At 67.2% G+C, this 18,619-nt stretch carries 18 protein-coding genes; 8 read left to right on the top strand and 10 right to left on the bottom strand.

What is annotated here, in order from left to right; all coding sequences use genetic code 11:
• Positions 1 to 3: 3 nt before the first annotated feature.
• The 5 genes from CLN94_RS07950 (at position 4) to CLN94_RS07930 (ending at position 4,195) form a co-directional block, all read left to right on the top strand.
• Complete coding sequence (locus CLN94_RS07950; protein ID WP_096432969.1) at positions 4 to 1,608, top strand: ABC transporter permease; 1,605 nt, start codon at positions 4 to 6, stop codon at positions 1,606 to 1,608.
• The gene (locus tag CLN94_RS07945) at positions 1,605 to 2,255 is read left to right on the top strand and encodes an ATP-binding cassette domain-containing protein (protein ID WP_096432967.1); all 651 of its coding nucleotides are present in this window, start codon (positions 1,605 to 1,607) and stop codon (positions 2,253 to 2,255) included. The genes CLN94_RS07950 and CLN94_RS07945 overlap by 4 nt, the downstream gene beginning before the upstream one ends.
• A gap of 23 nt (positions 2,256 to 2,278) precedes the next feature.
• Positions 2,279 to 2,914: a hypothetical protein gene (locus CLN94_RS07940; RefSeq protein WP_143598891.1), complete on the top strand. Its 636-nt coding sequence runs from the start codon at positions 2,279 to 2,281 to the stop codon at positions 2,912 to 2,914.
• A gap of 75 nt (positions 2,915 to 2,989) precedes the next feature.
• Positions 2,990 to 3,832 carry a DUF6478 family protein gene (locus CLN94_RS07935; protein WP_342744537.1) on the top strand — a complete coding sequence of 281 codons (843 nt, stop codon included), beginning with the start codon at positions 2,990 to 2,992 and terminating at the stop codon, positions 3,830 to 3,832.
• A gap of 9 nt (positions 3,833 to 3,841) precedes the next feature.
• Positions 3,842 to 4,195 carry a hypothetical protein gene (locus CLN94_RS07930; RefSeq protein ID WP_096432961.1) on the top strand — a complete coding sequence of 118 codons (354 nt, stop codon included), beginning with the start codon at positions 3,842 to 3,844 and terminating at the stop codon, positions 4,193 to 4,195.
• Positions 4,196 to 4,307: 112 nt separating this feature from the next.
• Here CLN94_RS07930 and CLN94_RS07925 read toward each other — a convergent pair whose 3' ends face one another.
• A complete protein-coding gene (locus CLN94_RS07925; protein WP_096432959.1) occupies positions 4,308 to 6,323 on the bottom strand; it encodes an NADPH-dependent 2,4-dienoyl-CoA reductase in 2,016 nt (671 codons plus the stop codon).
• Positions 6,324 to 6,556: 233 nt separating this feature from the next.
• Here CLN94_RS07925 and CLN94_RS07920 point away from each other — a divergent pair, with 233 nt between their 5' ends.
• Positions 6,557 to 7,462 (top strand): LysR family transcriptional regulator, encoded by a 906-nt coding sequence (locus CLN94_RS07920; RefSeq protein WP_096432957.1) that lies wholly within the window; start codon positions 6,557 to 6,559, stop codon positions 7,460 to 7,462.
• A gap of 27 nt (positions 7,463 to 7,489) precedes the next feature.
• On the opposite strand, the gene CLN94_RS07915 is transcribed toward CLN94_RS07920, so the two are convergent.
• The 3 genes from CLN94_RS07915 to CLN94_RS07905 are packed head-to-tail and all read right to left on the bottom strand — an operon-like array spanning position 7,490 to position 9,917.
• Positions 7,490 to 8,488 (bottom strand): OmpA family protein, encoded by a 999-nt coding sequence (locus CLN94_RS07915; protein ID WP_096432955.1) that lies wholly within the window; start codon positions 8,486 to 8,488, stop codon positions 7,490 to 7,492.
• The gene (locus CLN94_RS07910) at positions 8,485 to 9,192 is read right to left on the bottom strand and encodes a GNAT family N-acetyltransferase (RefSeq protein ID WP_096432953.1); all 708 of its coding nucleotides are present in this window, start codon (positions 9,190 to 9,192) and stop codon (positions 8,485 to 8,487) included. Before CLN94_RS07910 ends, CLN94_RS07915 begins: the two co-directional genes overlap by 4 nt.
• Positions 9,189 to 9,917, bottom strand: coding sequence for a competence/damage-inducible protein A (locus CLN94_RS07905; protein ID WP_096432951.1), 729 nt, complete (start codon positions 9,915 to 9,917; stop codon positions 9,189 to 9,191). Before CLN94_RS07905 ends, CLN94_RS07910 begins: the two co-directional genes overlap by 4 nt.
• A gap of 111 nt (positions 9,918 to 10,028) precedes the next feature.
• On the opposite strand from CLN94_RS07905, the gene map reads away from it, so the two are divergent.
• Positions 10,029 to 10,838: a type I methionyl aminopeptidase gene (gene map, locus CLN94_RS07900; protein ID WP_096432949.1), complete on the top strand. Its 810-nt coding sequence runs from the start codon at positions 10,029 to 10,031 to the stop codon at positions 10,836 to 10,838.
• Between the two features lie 60 nt (positions 10,839 to 10,898).
• Here the strand turns inward: map and rsmD are convergent, their stop codons facing one another.
• Positions 10,899 to 11,462, bottom strand: a complete 564-nt coding sequence (rsmD, locus tag CLN94_RS07895; RefSeq protein WP_096432947.1) for a 16S rRNA (guanine(966)-N(2))-methyltransferase RsmD — start codon at positions 11,460 to 11,462, stop codon at positions 10,899 to 10,901.
• Entirely contained in the window at positions 11,459 to 12,658 is a 1,200-nt protein-coding gene (locus CLN94_RS07890; protein WP_096432945.1) for an NAD(P)/FAD-dependent oxidoreductase, read from the bottom strand. The genes rsmD and CLN94_RS07890 overlap by 4 nt, the downstream gene beginning before the upstream one ends.
• 78 nt (positions 12,659 to 12,736) lie before the next feature.
• Here CLN94_RS07890 and CLN94_RS07885 point away from each other — a divergent pair, with 78 nt between their 5' ends.
• Positions 12,737 to 13,225 (top strand): peroxiredoxin, encoded by a 489-nt coding sequence (locus CLN94_RS07885; protein ID WP_096432943.1) that lies wholly within the window; start codon positions 12,737 to 12,739, stop codon positions 13,223 to 13,225.
• Positions 13,226 to 13,227: 2 nt separating this feature from the next.
• Here the strand turns inward: CLN94_RS07885 and CLN94_RS07880 are convergent, their stop codons facing one another.
• From CLN94_RS07880 to smc, 4 genes are all read right to left on the bottom strand, one after another.
• On the bottom strand, positions 13,228 to 13,995 hold the full coding sequence (locus tag CLN94_RS07880; RefSeq protein ID WP_096432941.1) for a glycerophosphodiester phosphodiesterase family protein: 768 nt from the start codon (positions 13,993 to 13,995) through the stop codon (positions 13,228 to 13,230).
• Entirely contained in the window at positions 13,992 to 14,453 is a 462-nt protein-coding gene (locus CLN94_RS07875) for a RidA family protein (protein ID WP_096432939.1), read from the bottom strand. The genes CLN94_RS07880 and CLN94_RS07875 overlap by 4 nt, the downstream gene beginning before the upstream one ends.
• Before the next feature lie 19 nt (positions 14,454 to 14,472).
• Complete coding sequence (locus tag CLN94_RS07870; RefSeq protein WP_096432937.1) at positions 14,473 to 14,928, bottom strand: YbjN domain-containing protein; 456 nt, start codon at positions 14,926 to 14,928, stop codon at positions 14,473 to 14,475.
• Between the two features lie 80 nt (positions 14,929 to 15,008).
• Positions 15,009 to 18,467, bottom strand: coding sequence for a chromosome segregation protein SMC (gene smc / locus CLN94_RS07865; RefSeq protein ID WP_096432935.1), 3,459 nt, complete (start codon positions 18,465 to 18,467; stop codon positions 15,009 to 15,011).
• Between the last annotated feature and the right edge of the window lie 152 nt (positions 18,468 to 18,619).

Below are 18,619 nucleotides of genomic sequence, written 5' to 3'. Positions count from 1 at the left end.
GGGATGGTCCTTGTCGCCGCCCTTATGCTCGTGCTGATCGGCCTGCCGGTTCTGGCGGGGCTTGGGGTCATGCTGGCGCAGGCCTGGGGGCAGGGATGGCCCGATCTGCCGGGGCTGGCGGTGGGGTTGCGGCTGACGCTGGTCACCGGGGTTGGCGCGACGCTCTTGTCGCTGGCGGTGTCTATCCCGCTGGCGCGCTGGCTCTGGGCGCGAGGTGCGGCGCGCGGGTGGCTCGCGCCGTTTCTGGCGGTGCCGCATGCGGCGCTCGGGCTGGGGCTGGCGTTTCTGCTGGCGCCCTCGGGCTGGCTGGTGCGGCTGCTCTCGCCCTGGGCGACAGGGTGGAATCTGCCGCCGCAACTGGTGACGGTAGGCGACCCGTGGGGTGTGACGCTGATCCTTGGGCTGCTGCTGAAGGAGGCGCCGTTTCTGATTTTGGTGACGCTTGTGGCGGCGGCGAACCTGCCGGTCGCGCGGATCATGGCCGAGGGGCGGAGCCTTGGCTATCGGCCCGGCCAGGTCTGGCTGCGCCTGATCTGGCCACAGCTTTACCCGAGCCTGCGCCTGCCCCTGTTCATCGTGCTGGCGTTTTCCCTGTCGGTCGTCGACATGGCGCTGTTGCTCGGGCCGTCGCACCCGCCGACGCTGGCGGTGCAGATTTTGCGGCTGTTCACCGCGCCCGATCCTGCGCTGCAGGGGCCCGCGGCGATGCTGTCGCTGCTCTTGCTGGGGGTGATGGCGGGGGCGATCGGGCTCTGGATCGGGGCCGAGCGTGTGCTGGCCGCGCTGGCCCGGCGTTGGCTGCGGCGTGGAGTGCGCGGGGGCTGGCGGCTCGATGCCGCGCCCGTTCTGGCGGTGTCCGGCGTGGCGCTGGGCGCGGGGGCTGCGGGCGTTTTGCTGCTTTGGTCGCTGGCGACGCGGTGGCATTTCCCGGCTGCCTTGCCCGAAGGGCTTTCTATGGCCGCCTGGCGGGCAGCGCGCTGGGTCGCGCCGGCCGCCGAGACCTTGCTGATCGGCGCGGCGGTGATCTTGGTGGCGCTTCTGCTGGCACTGATCTGGCTCGAGGCCGAAGACCGTTCGGGGCGGCGCCTGCGCCTTGGCGCGTTCATCGTGCTGCCGCTTCTGGTGCCGCAGATCGGGTTTCTGCAGGGGCTTGCCGCGGGGTTCCTGCATCTGGGGCTGCCGCCCGGACGCATCGCCGTGATCTGGGCCGAACTGCTCTTTGTCTTTCCCTACGTGCTTCTGGCGCTGGCCGGGCCGTGGCGCGCGCTGGACCCGCAGCAGGTCATCGCCGCCGCAAGTCTTGGCGCGGGACCGTGGCGCAGGCTCTGGCGGATCAAGCTGCCGCTTTTGGCGGGGCCGTTGGCGACTGCAGCGGCGATCGGTTTCGCGGTGTCCGCCGCGCAGTTTCTGGCGGTGCTCTTGCCCGGCGCAGGGCGGGTGCAGGTGCTGGCGACCGAGGCCGTGGCGCTGGCCTCTGGCGCGGATCGGCGGCTTTCGGCGCTTCATGGGCTGTTGCTCGCCGCGCTGCCGCTGATCGGTTATGCTGCGGCGCTCTGGTTGCCGCTTTGGCTCTGGCGCGACCGCGCCGCGATGAAAGGTTCCGCATGAGCCTGATCCTCGATCACGTGACCCTTGCGCCGCCGGGCGGTGCGCGCCTTTTCGCGCCGCTTGATGTCACGATTGCGCCGGGCGAAGTGCTGTGCGTCACCGGCCCCTCGGGCATCGGAAAATCCAGCCTGATCGCGCTGATTGGCGGCTTCCTGCCGTGCGGGTTTCGGGCCGAGGGGCGCGTCTTGCTGAATGGGGTTGACCTAGCGGGGCAGCCGCCCGAGGCGCGGCGCATCGGGCTCTTGCTGCAAGAGGCGCCGCTCTTCCCGCATCTCTCTGTCGGCGACAATCTGGCTTTTGCGTTGTCGCCGCGCGTCAAGGGCCGGGCGGCGCGGCGAGCGGCGATCGAAGAGGCGCTGGAGCAAGCCGCGTTGCCGGGATTTGCCGGGCGCGATCCGGCGACGCTTTCGGGCGGGCAGCGTTTGCGCGTCTCGCTGATGCGCGCGCTTCTGGCCGAGCCCGCCGCGCTGTTGCTCGACGAGCCATTTTCGCGGCTCGACCCGCCGCTGCGCGCCGAGTTTCGCGCCTTTGTTTTAGGCCATCTCGTGGCGCGTGCGATCCCGGCGCTGATCGTCAGCCATGACGCCGAAGACGCCGCCACTGCTACCCGATGCTGCGCGCTTGCCCCGCCCGCGCCAAGCGGCTAACACTGCCGGCCGGAGGTCCTTGGGTGACTCAGTTTCTGCGCAGCATTTTCCGATGGGCACGGCTTGGAGTCGGCGTTTTCGCGCTGGCGCTGGCGGGCTGTGTCGTGCCCGAAACCGGCGCGCCGATCCCGGTGCAGACGCAGGCGCGCATCGCCGGTGGCGAGATCGTGATCGCCGCCCCGCGCGGGTTCTGCGTCGATCCGAAAACCCTGCGCGACGCGCCCGGGGCAAGCTTTGTGCTGTTCGGGCATTGCCCCGCGATGGCGCGCGATCCGGCGCAGCCGCGGCCCTCGGCGCCGGTGCTGCTGAGCGTGACGCTGGGGCCTGAAGACAATCTGAGCGACAGTGCCCGCATCAAGACGATCGCCGCGTTTTTCGAAACCGATATCGGCCGCGCCACGCTGGCCCGTTCGGGGCGAACCGAAGATGTCGATCTGATCGAGGCGCGGTCCGGTCAGGGGCGGCTCTTGCTCAAGATCCGCGACCGCTCGGCCCCGGCCAGCGTCGCCGAGGCGCAGGTGTTCTGGCGCATGATTACCGTAATCGAGGGGCGCATCGCCTCGCTCTCGGTGATGCCGCTGGCCGAGAACCAGGTTTCGGACGCGCGCCAGCGCGAGCTTCTGGTCGAGTTCATCTCGCAGATCCGGGCGGTGAACTGACCGCCCCAAGTTTCCCTTTGGTCAACAAAATCAGCGGGGAAAACTGGTAATCTTTTTGGATTATCACCGGATTGAATGCTTTACCTCGCCACGGCCTTGCCAGTAATTGTGGCGCATTCCCGAACGATTCAAAGGTGCCGATCCGCCGCCATGCCGAAGCCGCCCTCTCTCCTCAAACGCTTCCGAAAAGATCGCGCCCGCATCTATTGGCAGCAGGCCGCGGAGCGGGCGGAGCATGCGGATCTGGAGGAGTTGCGCGGTTTGCGTGGCAAGGCCTGGGCGCTGCGCCGCGATCTTGAGCGGGTAATTCATACCGCGGAAGGCCGACTGCAATCGCCCGCGCTGGGTACGAATGCGATCCGGGCGCCGCTTGGAAGCGATTGGACATGGCGGCCGGGCCTCTGGCGCGGCCCTGTCTTTCCGCCGGGACTCGCCGCGGCGGAGAGCCGGAGCCAGATGGGTGAGGTCACCCTGTTTCACGATTGCGGCGAGAGTGAAATCACGCTCCGCCAGATCCGCAATTCCGGCGCTGTCCACCTGGCACCCTTCGGGTTGCGCACGGATGTGTTCCGCTTCGACGGCTCGTTCCTGTCGCTGGTGCTCGACCTGCCTGACGCTGCGGTGACCGGGCTGCGGCTCAATCACCTGATCCGGCTCGATATGGTGGCCGAGCTGGAAAAACCGATCGAGATCTTCTGTCGTCTCAACATCAAGCATGGTCCCAACACCGAGCAGATCGTGCGCGAGTTGCCGCATCCGCAAGGCGCCTGCCATGTTGAGTTCGATCTTGCCTATAGTCGCCTGAACGAGAAGCGGATCGAGAAGGCCTGGGTCGACCTGATCTTCGAGGGGCCGCGGATGAACCAGATCACGCTGCGCGACCTCTATTTCGCGCGCCACCCCCGGGCAGAGCTTTAAGGAGGCCGCATGCTGGAACTGTCGCATATCCGGGCCGGAAAATGGGAAGGCGTCATCGTCGCCCCCGAAGAGCCTCAGATCGAGCTCCTGCACAATGAATCGCCGCTGCCGGGCCCCACGCTCTCGCGCGGTGAGGAAGGGCGCTGGCATGCCTCGGTGGCACTGCCGGCCGAGATCCTTTCGGATGGGGTCGTGACGCTCCTGATCCACGACCGCAAGACGCAGGAAACCCTGGGCCGTGTGCTGATCATGGCGGGCGAGCCGCTCGCCGAAGACCTGCGCGCCGAGATCGAATTGCTGCGCGCCGAGCTGGACCTGCTGAAAAAGGCCTTCCGCCGGCATTGCGTCGAAACTGGCGCCTGATCCCTTTCACTGAGCCCGAAATACTCCGGGGTCCGGGGCAGAGCCCCGGCGCCGATCGGCTGTGGGTTTCACACCCCCAGACCCCCGTGGAGTATTTCCGGCTCGATGAAGATCAGAGGCTGGCGCCGAGGCGGGTGCCCTGATCAATCGCGCGTTTCGCGTCAAGCTCCCCGGCCAGTTCGGCGCCGCCGATGATATGCGGGGTGATGCCGGTTGCGCTGAGTTGATCGGCGAGGCCGCGCTCGGAGAGCTGGCCGGCGCAGAGCACGACCGTATCGGCTTCGATCAGGGTCGGTTCCTTGCGCTCGGGGCCGAAGGAGACGTGCAGGCCTTCGGCGGTGATGCGTTCATAATTCACGCCGCCGATCATCTTCACGCCCTTGGCGGCGAGCGCCGCGCGATGGATCCAGCCCGTGGTCTTGCCAAGCTTGCGGCCGGGTTTTTCCGGTTTGCGCTGCAGCAGTGTGACCTGCCGCGCGGGCGGTTCGGGTTGCGGGCGGGCGAGGCCGCCGGGGGTTTTGGCCGGATCGCCCACGCCCCATTCGCGCATCCATTCTTCTAGGTCGAGCGTCGGGCTTTCGGCTACGGTCAGGAACTCGGCCACGTCGAAGCCTATGCCGCCCGCGCCGACCACGGCGACGCGCGGGCCGGCGGTGACGCGGCCCGAGAGGATATCGAGATAGGAGGCGGCCTGGCCGCCCTCGTTCGGAATGCCCGGGTCGCGCGGCGCGATGCCGGTGGCGATTACCACCTCGTCGAAATCAGCGAGGGTCTCGACCGTGGCCTCGGTGTTCAGGCGCTGCTCGACGCCCGTGCGGCTGAGCATGGTGGCGAACCAGTCGGTGAGGCCGTGGAATTCCTCTTTGCCGGGGATACGCCGGGCGAGGCAAAGCTGGCCGCCGATTTCAGCGGCGCGGTCGAAGAGGGTTACCCGGTGGCCACGCCCGGCGGCGGTGATCGCCGCCGAGAGCCCTGCCGGGCCCGCGCCCACCACCGCGATGCGCTTCGGCTGGCCCGTCGGCGCGATGGTGAGCTCGGTTTCATGGCCTGCGCGCGGGTTCACGAGGCAGGAGCTGATCTTGCCCTGGAAGGTGTGATCGAGACAGGCCTGGTTGCAGGCGATGCAGGGCGCGATCTCGGCGGCGCGTCCGGCTTCGGCCTTGGCGACAAAATCGGGGTCGGCGAGGAAGGGTCGCGCGAGGCTGACCATGTCGGCGTCACCGCGCGCGAGGATGTCCTCGGCCACTTCGGGCGTATTGATCCGGTTCGAGGTGATGACCGGAATGCCGACCTCGGGGCGCAGTCGCGCGGTCAGCCAGGTGAAGGCCGCGCGCGGCACCGAGGTGGCGATCGTGGGCACGCGCGCCTCGTGCCAGCCGATGCCGGTGTTGAGAATGCTGGCGCCGGCGGCCTCAATGGCCTTGGCCAGCGTGACGACTTCGTCCCAGGTCGAGCCATCGGGCACGAGGTCGATCAGCGAGATGCGGAAGATCACGATGAAATCCGGGCCGACGGCCTCGCGCACGCGGCGCACGACTTCAACGGGCAGGCGCATGCGGTTCTCGAACGAGCCGCCCCAGCGGTCTTCGCGGCGGTTCACGTGGCGCACGAGAAACTGGTTCAGGAAATAACCTTCGGAGCCCATCACCTCGACGCCGTCATAGCCCGCCTCGCGCGCGCGGGCGGCGGCGGTGACGATGTCGGCGATCTGTTTCTCGATGCCGTCTTCGTCCAGCTCCTTGGGCGGGAAGGGCGAGATTGGCGATTTCACCGCCGAGGCTGAGACGCAATCGGGTGAATAGGCATAGCGGCCGGCATGGAGGATCTGCATCGCGATGCGCCCGCCCGCTTCGTGCACGCGATCGGTGACGATGCGATGATTGGCGATATCTTGCGGCGTGAACAGGCCCGCCGCGCCGGGGAATACCCCGCCTTCGAGGTTCGGCGCCATGCCGCCCGTCACCATCAGCCCGACGCCGCCGCGTGCGCGCTCGGCGTAGAATTCGGCGACGCGGTTCCAGTCGCCGGTTTCCTCGAGGTTCGTATGCATCGACCCCATCAGCACGCGGTTCTTCAGAACCACATGCCCCAGATCGAGGGGCGCAAGCATATGCGGGTAATGGCTCATGGTTTCCTCCCTTGGCTGGCGCCAATCTGACCGCTGCATGCGGGCCTGTCATCCCGAACGCGGCGTCAGATCGGGCGGATCTGGCTGTGCCGTTTCAGGCGACAATCGTTCACGGTCTGCAATCAGCCTCGGAAATTCCCCGCGATTGTCCATGCACGGCCCAATTTGCGCCCGAATTGAACACGAGTTTTGTTTGAAACGAGACCCCCTGAAGTAAGCCGGAAAGGTGCAACATGGATCGCCTGACTGAAATGGAAGCCTTTGCGACCGTGGTGGATCAGGGTGGGTTTACCGACGCGGCAAAGAAGATGGGAATCTCCAAATCTGCCGTGTCGAAACATGTTTCCTCACTCGAAGCCCGTCTTGGCGCGCGACTGCTCAATCGCACCACCCGCCGCGTGAGCCCGACCGAGATCGGGTTGGCCTATTACGACCGCGCGCGCCGCGTGCTGAATGACGCGGGCGAGGCCGATGCGCTGGTAACCTCGATGCAGATCGCGCCCTCGGGGCTGTTGCGGATTTCGGTTGCGACCGATTTCGGGGTGAATCTGCTGTCGCCGGTTCTGGGCGATTTCCTGCAGGAATTCCCGGACATCACCGTGAACATGGTGCTGAACAACCGCTATGTCGAGCTGATCTCGGAAGGGTTCGATATGGCGATCCGCGTGGGCGAGCTGGAAGACAGCTCGCTGCGGGCGCGCAAGCTGACCGAGACCTCGCGCCGGATGATCGCGTCGCCGCAATATTTCAAGAAATACGGTCGCCCGGCCAAGATCGACGACCTGAACGAGCACAAGCTTCTGCATTACTCGAACCAGTCGGCGGGCAATGTCTGGAAGATCACCGCGCCCTCGGGCGAGCGGCGTCAGGTTCGGTCGGCAGGCTGGCTGACGGTGAACGACGGGCAGTCGCTGCTGCATGCGGCGATCGCGGGGCTGGGCATCGCCTATCTGCCGTCGTTCCTTTATGCCGATGCGCTCAAGCAGGGGCTGGTCGAAGAGGCCATGCCCGATCTGCCGATGGAGACGCTGGGCATCTACGCGATCTATCCGCCCGGGCGCTTCACGCAGCCGAAGGTGCGCGCCTTCATCGATTTCCTCGCCGAGACCTTTGCCGACAAGGGGCCTGACAACTGGTAGGCGAGATAAGTTCCTCCCCTGCGGCGACTATTCCGTCGGTTGCCGCCAACTCTGGGTCGAAGTGAGAACCGCTTCGACCCTTCTGTTCTTCTCGCGCCCCTCCGGGGTCAGGTTGGTCGCGCGCGGCGCCAGCCAGCCGGCGCCCTCCGAGCTAAGCTGTTCGGCGGGTGCGCCGTAGCCCTCGATCAGACGGGCACGCACGGCCTCAGCGCGGCGTTTCGACAGGGCGATATTGCCTTCGAGGCTGCCGGTCGCGTCGGTATGGCCGATCAGCGCCACCATCGCCCCGCTTTCAGCCCGCAAATAGGCCGCCAACGCCTTGAGCGAGGCAAACTCGCCCGCGCCCAGCTCGGCGCTGCCGCTTTCAAACACCAGATCCTCAAGCGCGAGCGCGCCTTGTGCCTCAAGCGCGGCCCCCAGCTGTGCGCCGGTGGCGGCAGGTGCTGCGGGCATCGCGATCCCGCCCGGTGTCAGGATCGCGGGGGGTTGCGGCAGCGCGGTCAGCTCGTTGCGGGGCTGCGCGAGGGTGATTTCCTCGGCCTGCATCGTGCTCAGGTGCACGAAACCCGACTCCGACGAGCGCGAGACCATCAGCCCGACATAGGCATCGCCCTTGCGCGCCGCGAGATAGCGGAAATCGGCCAGATCGACGTGCATTTCGGGTTCGGGCAGGATGTCGAGCGCATAGCGGAAATCAAAGCTGCCGCAGGCCTCGCTGTCGCATTCGAACAGGATCGAATAGCCCTCGGCCTCGATCTGGGAGCGCAGCGGCGCGAGGATCTGCAAGGTTGTCGCCTGATTTGCGCGCAGCCGCCAGGCGGTATCGGCACGGTTGCCTTCGAGGCGCTTTGACGGAGCGGCGCCGTCGTTCCAGGGGCCGGTCAGGAAATCGAGGCTTGAGGCAGGGGCTTCGCGCGCAGCCGAGACATTGGCGCCCTGCGGCAGGGTCAAGAGGATCGGCGGTGCGGCGAGTGCCGCGACCGGCAGGGCTAGTGCCAGAGCCGCCGCAAGCGCGTGCCGGATCATGCCGCGGCCTCCGCCCGGTAGTGATAGCCAAGCCCGCGCTTCATCCCGAGGCCCTCATAGAGTGTGACGGCGGCGGTGTTGTCTTCGCGCACGACCAACGAAAGCCGGGTCGCGCCTTCGCCGGTGGCCCAGCGGACGGTTTCGCGCATCATCGCGCGCGCCAGCCCCTTGCGGCGTTTCTCGGTCAGGATCGACAGCGCGTGCAGCATTGCCGTTTCACCCGAGATCGCCACGAAGGCGGCGCCCGCCGCGCGGTCATCGATGCGACCGAGCACGCAGGTCTTGGGCCCCACGACACGCTCCATGATCGCCTGACGCGCGGCGCCGATGCCGGTTTCGTCCCAGACCTCACGCGCGATCCGCAAGGGCGGCCAATGCGCGAAGGCGGTGACCGGAGGCACTTCGCCGGCAAGCTCGGCCAGCGGCGCGGCGAATTCGACGGTCGGGTCTTCGATGACGTAACCGCGCGCGGCGAGCGCCGCGTCAAGCGCCTCGTCGCCGGGGCGGATCATGAAGAGCGGGCGCTGGCCCGCCGCGCGCATCGCGGCGATCGCGGCATCAAGATCGGCGGCATCAAACGGTCCGGTCAGGGTCGCGGCGCTGACGCGGCTGCCCGCGCCTTTGGTAAAGCGCAGCAGGAAGCCGCCGGTTTCCGTGCAGGTTTCGGCAGGCCAGGTGGCGTCGATCAGGTCGAACAGGGTCATTTGCCCTCCGGGAATGCGGTTTGCAGTGCGGCGAAACCCGCCTCGAGGGCTGCCGCATCGGTCGAGCGGGCGACGAGGTTGGTGCCGTAATGCCCTTCTTGCACGAAGGGGTAGGAGCCGAAGGAGACCTCGGGGTGGGTTTCGGCCAAGGCGCGGAGCTGGTCGGCGATGCTGGCCTCGGGGACCATCACCATCCAGTCGCGCGACATCAGCGGCTGGCCGCCGGTGAGGCGCGGCAAAAGCCCGGTGACCATCGCCTGAAAGATGTTCGGAACCCCGGCCATCACGTGGCAATTGCCGATGGAAAAGCCCGGCGCGCCCGAGACCGGGTTGTCGATCAGCGTGGCGCCCTCGGGGATGCGCGCCATGCGCAGGCGGGCAGGGGTGAAGTCGACCCCGCGCGCGGCGTAATGCGCGGCCAGTATCGCGCGGGCGTCGTCGCGCACATCGAGCCGGGCGTCGAAGGCCTCGGCCACCGCGTCGGCGGTGATGTCGTCATGCGTGGGCCCGATGCCGCCCGAGGTGAACAGCTGATCGTGGCTGGCCGACAGCTCGCGCACGGCGGCCACGATCGTCGCGTGATCGTCCGAGATCACCCGGATCTGGCGCAGGTCGATCCCCACCTTGACCAACTCGCCCGCAAGGTAATGCGCGTTCCCCTCGCGGGTGCGCCCGGTCAGGATTTCATCGCCGATGATCAGGATTGCGGCAGTCGGATTGGGCATGAGGGTCTCCTTCCGTCCTTGGTATAAGCCGCGCCGAAGCGACGGGAAAGCCCGCTCTGGCCATGCGGCGCTTTTGGGCTTATGGAGGGGCCAAAGATCAGGAGAAGTGCCTTGAACGAGAGCGGCGGACGCGTGACGAAGGATGGGATCCGCATCTACGAAGCGGCGGATTTCGAAGGGATGCAGGCGGCGGGCCATTGCGCGGCGCGGATTCTGGACGAGGTGGCCGAGCTGGTGGCGCCGGGCGTGACCACCGGGGCGCTCGACGATTTCATCCGCAACCGGGTGACCGAGCTGGGCGCGAAATCGGCGACCATCGGCTATCGCGGTTATCAGCACGCGTCCTGCATCTCGGTGAACCATGTGGTTTGCCACGGCATCCCGAGCGACAAGGTCGTGAAGGATGGCGATATCCTGAACATCGATGTGACGGTGATCCTCGATGGCTGGTATGGCGATACGTCGCGCATGTATGTGGCCGGAAATCTCAGCCGCAAGGCAGAGCGCCTGATCCAGGTGACCCATGACGCGCTGATGGTCGGGATCGAGCAGGTCCGCCCCGGCAATACCTTTGGCGATATCGGCCACGCGATTCAGAAATACGTCGAGGGCCACCGGATGTCGGTGGTGCGCGATTTCTGCGGTCACGGGCTGGGCCGGGTGTTCCACGCGCCGCCGAATGTGCTGCATTACGGGCGCGCGGGGTCGGGCGCGGTGCTGGAAGAGGGGATGTTCTTCACCATCGAGCCGATGGTGAATCTGGGCCGCCCCGAAACCAAGGTGCTGGCCGATGACTGGACGGCAGTGACCCGCGACAAGTCGCTGAGCGCGCAGTTCGAGCATTCGATCGGCGTGACCGCCGATGGCTGCGAAATCTTTACGCTTTCGCCCGCGGACCGGTTCCACCCGACCTGGGGCTGAGCGGCCGCTGGGGGCTTCGCGCCCCCAGACCCCCGCGGAGTATTTTCGGCTCGATGAAGATCAGGCGGGCATTCTGCAGAGCGTGACCAGCGTGTCGCCGTATTTGCGTTGGTCGATCTGTTCGAGCGGCGCGGGCGGGACGGGCGCGGCGTTGTCTTCCCAGACGATCATTGCGCCGGGCGCGATCCAGCCGCCTTCGAGGCAGGAGGCAAGAGCTTGTTCGCCAAGGGCTTTTCCGTAGGGCGGATCAAGGAAGATCAGGTTGTAGCCTGCGCCGCGGCAGGGGCCCATGCGGGTGGCATCGCGGCGCCAGACATCGGTTACACCCATGGCACGCATCAATTCGATATTGCGGCGCAGAAGCGCGCGTGAGGCGGCGCCATCATCGACAAAGGCCACGCGGGCCGCGCCGCGCGAGAGGGCCTCAAGGCCAAGTGCACCGGTGCCGGCAAAGAGGTCGAGCACGCGCGCGCCGGGCACCGGGTTGCCGTGGGTGCCGTTGATCAGCAGGTTGAAGATGCTTTCGCGCACGCGGTCGGTGGTGGGGCGCAGGTGGGCCTTGGCGTCGCCCTCGCCGACATCGGCCAGTTTCAGCCCGCGCCGTTCTCCGCCGACGATCCTCATGCCAGAAGTCCTTTCAGGTCCGTCCCGGGATCGGCCAAGAGCGCCGGGTCGGGCGATTTGCCCGCCTCGATCAGGCGCTTGCCGATCATGTAGGCGCGGGGTGCGTTCAGCGCGTCAACGGCGATCAGCTGGTCGCCCTTGTAATACCAGAAGGATTGGCCCTCGGTCTGGCGGGCGATGACGCGGTCGTAACCCGCGTTCCAGCCGGCGATCTGCAGTTTTGCGTCGTACTGATCGGACCAGAACCAGGGTTTCGGTTGATAGGAGCGCCCTGCTCCCAGCATGTTTTCCGCGATCAGTTCGCCCATGTCGATGGCGTTGCCGACGCTTTCGAGACGGGTTCGAGTGCCCGCGAGATCGATTTCGGCACAATCGCCTGCGGCCCAGACATGAGGCGTGCTGCATTTGCCCTGAGCGTCGGTGACAATGCCGTTTGCGCAAGTGATGCCGGCAGATTCGGCCAGTTCCGTATTTGGGGTGACGCCGATGCCAACGATGCAGAAATCAGCGTAAACCTTTGATTTGTCGTCAAGTAATGTGCTCTCAAAGGTATCTGAACCATAGAGTTCAGCAATGCCTTTGCCTTCGATGATCGTGACGCCATGGCCCGAATGCAGCGTGCGGATCGCATCGGCGGTTTCCGCGCAGGCGACGCGGCCGAGAATGCGCGGGGCAGCCTCGATCAGGGTGACCTCGAGGCCAAGCTTGCGGGCGACGGCAGCAGCCTCAAGGCCGATATAGCCACCGCCGATCACCAAGAGCCTGCGGCCCGGACGGAACTCGGGTTTCATCGCCTCGACATCGGCGAGGTTGCGCACGGTGAACACGCCGGGCAGGTCGCCGCCGATTGCGGCGGGCAGGCGGCGGGGCGTGGCGCCGGTGCAAAGCGCCAGCTCGTCATAGCCCATCGTGCCCGTGGTCGTTTGCAGGGTTCGGGCCTCGGGGTCGATCGCGGTGACCCGTTCGTTCAGGCGCAACGTCACCTTGTTCTCGGCATACCAGTCCGCGCCGCGCAGCGTCAGCCGCTCCAGCGGCATCTCGCCCAGCAGATAGGCCTTGGACAGCGGCGGACGCTGATAGGGCGCGACGGGTTCATCGCCGAAGATCGTGATCTCGCCGTCATACCCTTTCGCGCGCAGCTTCGCGGCCATGGATGCCGCGGCCTGACCCGCCCCTACAATCACGATCCCGGACATCTTCTTTCCTCTGGTCGTTCGCTTGCGTGACCCTATATCGTGAGGCAGGGAATCTGCAACGCGAACAGGGAGTTCAACATGTCTATAACGGTCGGCGCCACTCTTCCCGACGCAACCTTTCTGGTGATGGGCGCGAATGGCCCCGAGCCGGTCGAACTGGCCTCGAAGGTCAAGGGGCGCAAGGTGGTGATCTTTGGTCTGCCTGGCGCCTTCACCGGCCCCTGCACGACCTCGCACCTGCCGAGCTTCATGCGCACGCGCGCGGGCTTTGCCGAGAAGGGCGTCGACGAGGTTATCTGCGTGGCCGTGAACGACCCCTTCGTGCTGAAGGCCTGGGGCGAGGCGACGGGTGCGGCCGAGGCGGGGATCACGCTGCTGGGGGATGCGGAAACCGTCTTTACCAAAGCCTTGGGCATGGATTTCTCGGCACCGCATCTGGGGCTGATCAACCGCTCGACCCGCTATGCGCTGGTGGCGGAGGATGGCGTGATCACCCATGTCAGCCTCGAAGAGGTTGCGGGGGCCTGCGACCTGACCACGGGCGAGCGGCTGCTCGAAAAGCTCTGACCTCAGGCGGGGAAGGGCGCGGCGTAGCCTTCGAAGGTCACGTTGTCGGCCACGCGCCGCGCCTCGGCCTCGGCCTCGGGCGAGCGGATCGTCCAACACAATATCGGCAGGCCGCGCGCCTTGAGTGCGGCCACCAACGGGCTGCCAAGGTCTGCGGCCTCGTGCGAAATGAAATCGGGCGCCAGCGTTTCAATCCCCTCCAGCGCGCGCAACTCGGCCCGCCGCGGTTCCGGCAAGAGCGGCCAATGTTCGGGCCGGTAGGATGAGGTCACCAGCCCGACCGGGCAACGCGCCCCGGCCTCGCGCAGCGCAGTCACCGAATGCGGGTTGAAGGACATCAGCGCGACTGGCCCGGCATAGCCCGCGAGCGCCGCGACCACCGCGCGTTCGAGCGGGCCGACATCGGGGCCCATCGCGCCGTCCTGATCCTTGATTTCAATCAGCAGCGGCACCTTGCCCGCGACGAGATCCAGCACTTCGGATAGGGTCGGGATGCCCTCGTTGCTGCCGGTCAGATGGATCGCCCCCAACGCGGAGGCGGTCAACTGGCGAATGGCGCCCTCCTGCCCGGTCAGGCGCCCGAGGCGATAGTCGTGAAACACCATCGGCACGCCATCGACAGAAGGCTGCACGTCGATCTCGATGCCGTAACCCGCCGAAATCGCTGCGCGAATCGCCGCGCGGCTGTTCTCGGGGCGGCCCTGCGCCAGATCGTGCAGCGCGCGATGCGCGAGCGGCCGACGCAGGAACTCCGGGTCGAGCGGGATCATTCGATTTCGAAAATCGCCTCGATTTCGACGGCAACGCCCAGCGGCAGGCTGGCCGCCGAAACAGCCGAGCGCGCGTGTCGGCCGGCCTCGCCAAAGACCTCAACCATCAGGTCCGAGCAACCGTTGACGACCTTGGGCTGGTCGATGAATTCGGCGGTCGAGTTGACGAAGCCCACAAGCTTCACCACCCGTTTCACGCGGTCCAGATCCCCTAGCGCCGCGCGCGCCTGCGCGATCAGTGCGAGCCCGCAGAACCGCGCCGCCAGCGCGCCTTCCTCGACATCCATGTCGGCGCCGAGCTTGCCTTTGATCAGCCCCTCGGCGCTGTTCGAGATCTGGCCCGAGACGAAAAGCTGCTGGCCGCTTTGCACGAAGGGCACGTAATTGGCGGCAGGCGCCGGGGCGGCGGGCAGGGTGATGCCCAGCTCTGCGAGGCGCGCTTCGATCTTTCCGGTCATGATGGGTCCTTTCTGGCCGTTACCAGTCGATATAGTCGCGGAATTCCGCCAGCAGCGCGCGCCAAAGGTCAATCGAATCGTCGAAGTTTTCCGACCCGATGCCGTCGAAATCCGTGTTCACGTCATATTCGATGTAAGGGTCGCCGTCTTCGTCGAGATAGACCTTGCCGAAACGCTTGTCGCGGTTCCAGGCGTTGGCGGCCTCTAGGGTCATCGGCTCTTTCAGGTCGAAGCCGGTCGAGAACTGGATCGAGTCGCACTCCTTGCCGTTGTCGCAGCCGTAGAAATAGACCGCAAAGCGGGTGCCCTCGATGCGGCTTTCGATCTTGGGGTCGCCATCGGGATCGACGGTCTTTTCGGTCGGCAGGCCGAACTCCTGCAAGAACACCGCGATCACGTCGACATCAGCCATCACTTGCGCATTTGCGGCAGGGGCGGCCAGTGCGAATCCAAGGGCCAGGGCAAGAAATTTCATGCATTATCCTCCACTTCGTCTCGAACAGCTATAAAGCCGCGAGGCGGAGATGGCCAGTTCGCAGGTCGCGGCGCAGCGTCTCAGGCGACAAGCTGTTCGGCGCGCTTGAGGTCGACGGAAACCAGCTGGCTCACGCCCTGTTCCTGCATCGTCACGCCGAACAGCCGATCCATCCGCGACATCGTCACCGCGTGGTGGGTGATGATCAGAAAACGCGTGTCGGTGCGGCGCGTCATCTCGTCGAGCAGGTCGCAGAAGCGCGTCACGTTCGCGTCGTCGAGCGGCGCGTCCACCTCGTCGAGCACGCAGATCGGCGCCGGGTTCGCGAGGAACACCGCGAAGATCAGCGCCATCGCGGTAAGTGTCTGCTCGCCACCCGACAGGAGGCTCAGCGTGCTCAGCTTCTTGCCGGGCGGCTGGCACATGATCTCAAGCCCGGCCTCCAGCGGATCGTCGCTTTCGACCAGTTGCAGGTCCGCCGTGCCGCCGCCGAAAAGATGGGTGAACAGGGTGCGGAAGCTGTCGTTCACCTGCTCGAAAGCGGTCAGCAGGCGCTCGCGCCCTTCGCGGTTGAGGCCGGAAATCCCCGCGCGCAGCTTGCGGATCGCCTCTTCGAGATCGGCCTTTTCCTTGACCAGCTGATCGTGCTCGGTCTGGACCTCGATCGCGTCTTCCTCTGCGCGCAGGTTGACTGCGCCGAGGGCCTCGCGCTGGCGTTTGAGGCGGTTCACCTCGGTCTCCAGCGCCTCGGCATCGGGCATCGCGTCGGGGTCGCAGTCGAGGCTTTCCAGAAGCTTGGCCGGATGCATCTCGGTCTCTTCGAAAATACGCTCGGCGGCGGCCTTGATGACTTCGCGCGCGGCATCCAGGCGGGCCTCGGCACGGGCGCGGCGTTCGCGCGCCTCGCCGGCAAGGCGTTCAGCCTCGCGCTCGGCCAGTTGCGCCTCGCGCAGCGCGGTTTCGGCGCCCGCGAGCGCATCGGTGGCGGTTGCCTTGCGCGCCTCGGCGCTGGTGATCTGCTCAGAGAGCGCCGCGCGTGCCTCGGCCAGCTGCCCCGGTCGGGCGGAGGCTTCGGTCAGCTCGGCCTCGGTCTCGTCGCGGCGCAGCGCCAGCTCGGCCGAGCGTTTCTCGGCGGTTTCAAGCCGGTGCCGCCAGCCCGAGATTTCCTTGATGATTTCCTGCCGGCGCCGGGTGCGGGCCTCGCCCTCGCGGCGGATCTCGTCATGGCCGGCGCGCTTGGTCATCATCGTGACGCGCGCGGCTTCGACGGTGATCTTGATCGCGTCCACCTCTTCGCGCGCGGCCTTCAGGTCGGGCAGGGCCTCAAAGCCGCGCTCGGCTTCGAGCAGGGCGGCGCGGGCGACCATCGCCTCTTCCTCGTGGCGCGACACCGCCATGCGCGCCGATTCCAGCTTGGAGCCCGCGATTGAGCGATCGGCCTCGGCACGGCTCAGCGCGCGGCCCGCATCGGCCAGCTTGTGATCGGCGCTGCGGCGCGCCTCGCGGGCGAGGCGGTCGGCCTCGGTCGCGGCGCGCAGCTCGGCGCTGAGCGCCTCATGCGCCTGTTTCGCGCCCGCCGCCTTGGCCTCGGCCTCTTCGAGGTCGCGCTTCAGCTCGACCAGCCGGTTCAACTGCTGCAGGCGCAGTGCGGCGGCGGTGGGGGCGTCTTCGGCACCAGCGCGGAACCCGTCCCAGCGCCACAGGTCGCCCTCCATCGAGACCAGCCGTTGGCCGGGTTTCAGCAGGGATTGCAGGCGCAGACCCTCGTCGTAATCCGCGACCAGCCCGATCTGCGAGATCCGGCGGCGCAGCACATCGGGCACATCGACCTGATCAGAGAGCGGTGCGACGCCATCGGGCAGGGATTGCGCGCGGTCGTAATCGGGCAGCGCTGCCCAGCCGGTCGCGGCCTCGCCCGACACCTCGGGCGCGCGCAGATCGTCGGCCAGCGCGGCCCCGAGCGCGGCCTCAAAACCCTTGTCGACGCGCACGCGGTCCAGCAGTTGCTTGCCGGTCGCGGCCTCGCGTTCGACCAGCCGTGCCAGAGCCGAGACTTCGGCGCGCAGCGCGCCCGATTCGCCCTCGGCCTCCGAGCGCGCGGCGCGGGCGGCGGTTTCGCGGGCCTGGGTTTCGGCGCGCAGGTCGTCGGCCTTGGCCAGCGCCGTTTCGGCGGCTTCCGAGGCGGCCTGCGCCTCGGCCTGCGCGGCTTCGGCGCGGGTGAAATCGCCCTTGGCCTTGTCGAGCGCGGCGGTCGCGGTTTCGGCCGCGAGCTTGGCGGCAGAGGCGGCGGCGGTCGATTTCTCGGCGGTCGAGCGGCTGTCGGACAAGAGCCGCTGCGCCGATTGGTGGCGCGCGGCGAGGCGCGCGACATCCTCGGTCAGCTGCGACAGTTGCGCCTCGCGGGCGGACAGCACATCGCCCGCCTCCTGCGCGTCGCTGGCCGCGGCGGCGAGGCGGTCTTCGTGGCCCTCGGCGGCCTTGGTGATCTGCGCCTGCTCCCATTCGAGGCGCTGGATCGTCTCGCCCGCGTCGCGGTTCAGCCCGGCCTCGCGCTCCATGTCGCGCAACAGTTGGCCGATGCGGTTTTGCAGGGTCTCGATGCGGGCGGCGGCCTCGGCCTCTTGCGTGCCGAGCGCATCGCGCTGCACCAGGAGCCGCTGCAGAATCGCGGCGGCCACGGCCTCTTCCTCGCGCAGCGGCGGCAGCGCCTCTTCGCGCGCGGTGCGGGCCTTGGCGGCCTCGCGCGCGGAAAGCTCGGCCTGACCGGCGGCGCGGATCGTGGTCTGATGCGCGGCCTCGGCTTCGGATTTCGCGATCTCGGCCTCGCGCCAGCGCCGATAGAGCAGCATCCCCTCGGCGCGACGCAGCTCTTCGCCGATGGTGCGATAGCGCGCCGCCTGCCGGGCCTGCCGCGCCAGCGTCGCCAGTTGTTGCGCGAGCTGCTCGATCACGTCATCGACGCGCAAGAGGTTCTGCTCGGCGCCTTTCAGCTTCAGCTCGGCCTCGTGGCGGCGCTGGTAAAGCCCCGAGATCCCCGCAGCCTCTTCCAGAATGCGGCGGCGCGCCTTGGGCTTGGCGTTGATGAGTTCGGCAATCTGGCCTTGCCGCACCAGCGCCGGGCTATGCGCGCCGGTCGAGGCATCGGCAAACAGCATCTGCACGTCGCGCGCGCGCACGTCCTTGGTGTTGACCTTGTAGGCCGAGCCCGCGTCGCGGGTGATCCGCCGCACGATCTCGAGCCCGTCGGAATCGTTGAAGCCAGAAGGCGCGAGCCGTTCGGTATTGTCGATTTGCAGCGAGACCTCGGCGAAGTTGCGCGCGGGCCGCGAGGCGGCACCCGCAAAGATCACGTCTTCCATGCCCTCGCCGCGCATTGCGGTCGGGCGGTTCTCGCCCATCACCCAGCGCAGCGCCTCGAGCAGGTTCGACTTGCCGCAGCCATTCGGCCCGACGACGCCGGTCAGTCCGTCGTGGATCACCAGGTCGGTGGGGTCCACGAAGCTTTTGAAGCCAGTCAGTCGGAGCCGGGTGAAACGCAAGAAAATGCCCTTGGTGATTCTGTTCGGATCAAGCCCCGAGTGTTGGGGCAGGGGGGCGATGAGTCAACGCCTGCCCCCATGATCTGGCGGCGAAGCGCCGGTTATCCACAAGATATGCGTGATATTTGCTTTCGTGACGGGGCGAAACTGCG

This window comes from Pseudothioclava arenosa (assembly GCF_002358085.1).
Taxonomy (GTDB): Bacteria; Pseudomonadota; Alphaproteobacteria; order Rhodobacterales; family Rhodobacteraceae; genus Pseudothioclava; species Pseudothioclava arenosa.
Note: the sequence above shows the minus strand (reverse complement) of the source record. Positions and strands in the feature narration are given on the sequence as shown.

Bases quoted from the DNA above. Each gene is read 5' to 3' on its own strand.
- CLN94_RS07875 (WP_096432939.1), bottom strand. From the start codon at position 14,453: ATGACCGGAAAGATCGAAGCGCGCCTCGCAGAGCTGGGCATCACCCTG.
- CLN94_RS07880 (WP_096432941.1), bottom strand. From the start codon at position 13,995: ATGATCCCGCTCGACCCGGAGTTCCTGCGTCGGCCGCTCGCGCATCGC.
- rsmD (WP_096432947.1), bottom strand. From the start codon at position 11,462: ATGAGGATCGTCGGCGGAGAACGGCGCGGGCTGAAACTGGCCGATGTC.
- CLN94_RS07905 (WP_096432951.1), bottom strand. From the start codon at position 9,917: ATGCCCAATCCGACTGCCGCAATCCTGATCATCGGCGATGAAATCCTG.
- CLN94_RS07870 (WP_096432937.1), bottom strand. From the start codon at position 14,928: ATGAAATTTCTTGCCCTGGCCCTTGGATTCGCACTGGCCGCCCCTGCC.
- CLN94_RS07920 (WP_096432957.1), top strand. From the start codon at position 6,557: ATGGATCGCCTGACTGAAATGGAAGCCTTTGCGACCGTGGTGGATCAG.
- CLN94_RS07915 (WP_096432955.1), bottom strand. From the start codon at position 8,488: ATGATCCGGCACGCGCTTGCGGCGGCTCTGGCACTAGCCCTGCCGGTC.
- CLN94_RS07890 (WP_096432945.1), bottom strand. From the start codon at position 12,658: ATGTCCGGGATCGTGATTGTAGGGGCGGGTCAGGCCGCGGCATCCATG.
- CLN94_RS07925 (WP_096432959.1), bottom strand. From the start codon at position 6,323: ATGAGCCATTACCCGCATATGCTTGCGCCCCTCGATCTGGGGCATGTG.
- CLN94_RS07935 (WP_342744537.1), top strand. From the start codon at position 2,990: ATGCTTTACCTCGCCACGGCCTTGCCAGTAATTGTGGCGCATTCCCGA.
- CLN94_RS07910 (WP_096432953.1), bottom strand. From the start codon at position 9,192: ATGACCCTGTTCGACCTGATCGACGCCACCTGGCCTGCCGAAACCTGC.
- CLN94_RS07950 (WP_096432969.1), top strand. From the start codon at position 4: ATGGTCCTTGTCGCCGCCCTTATGCTCGTGCTGATCGGCCTGCCGGTT.
- CLN94_RS07885 (WP_096432943.1), top strand. From the start codon at position 12,737: ATGTCTATAACGGTCGGCGCCACTCTTCCCGACGCAACCTTTCTGGTG.
- CLN94_RS07930 (WP_096432961.1), top strand. From the start codon at position 3,842: ATGCTGGAACTGTCGCATATCCGGGCCGGAAAATGGGAAGGCGTCATC.
- CLN94_RS07945 (WP_096432967.1), top strand. From the start codon at position 1,605: ATGAGCCTGATCCTCGATCACGTGACCCTTGCGCCGCCGGGCGGTGCG.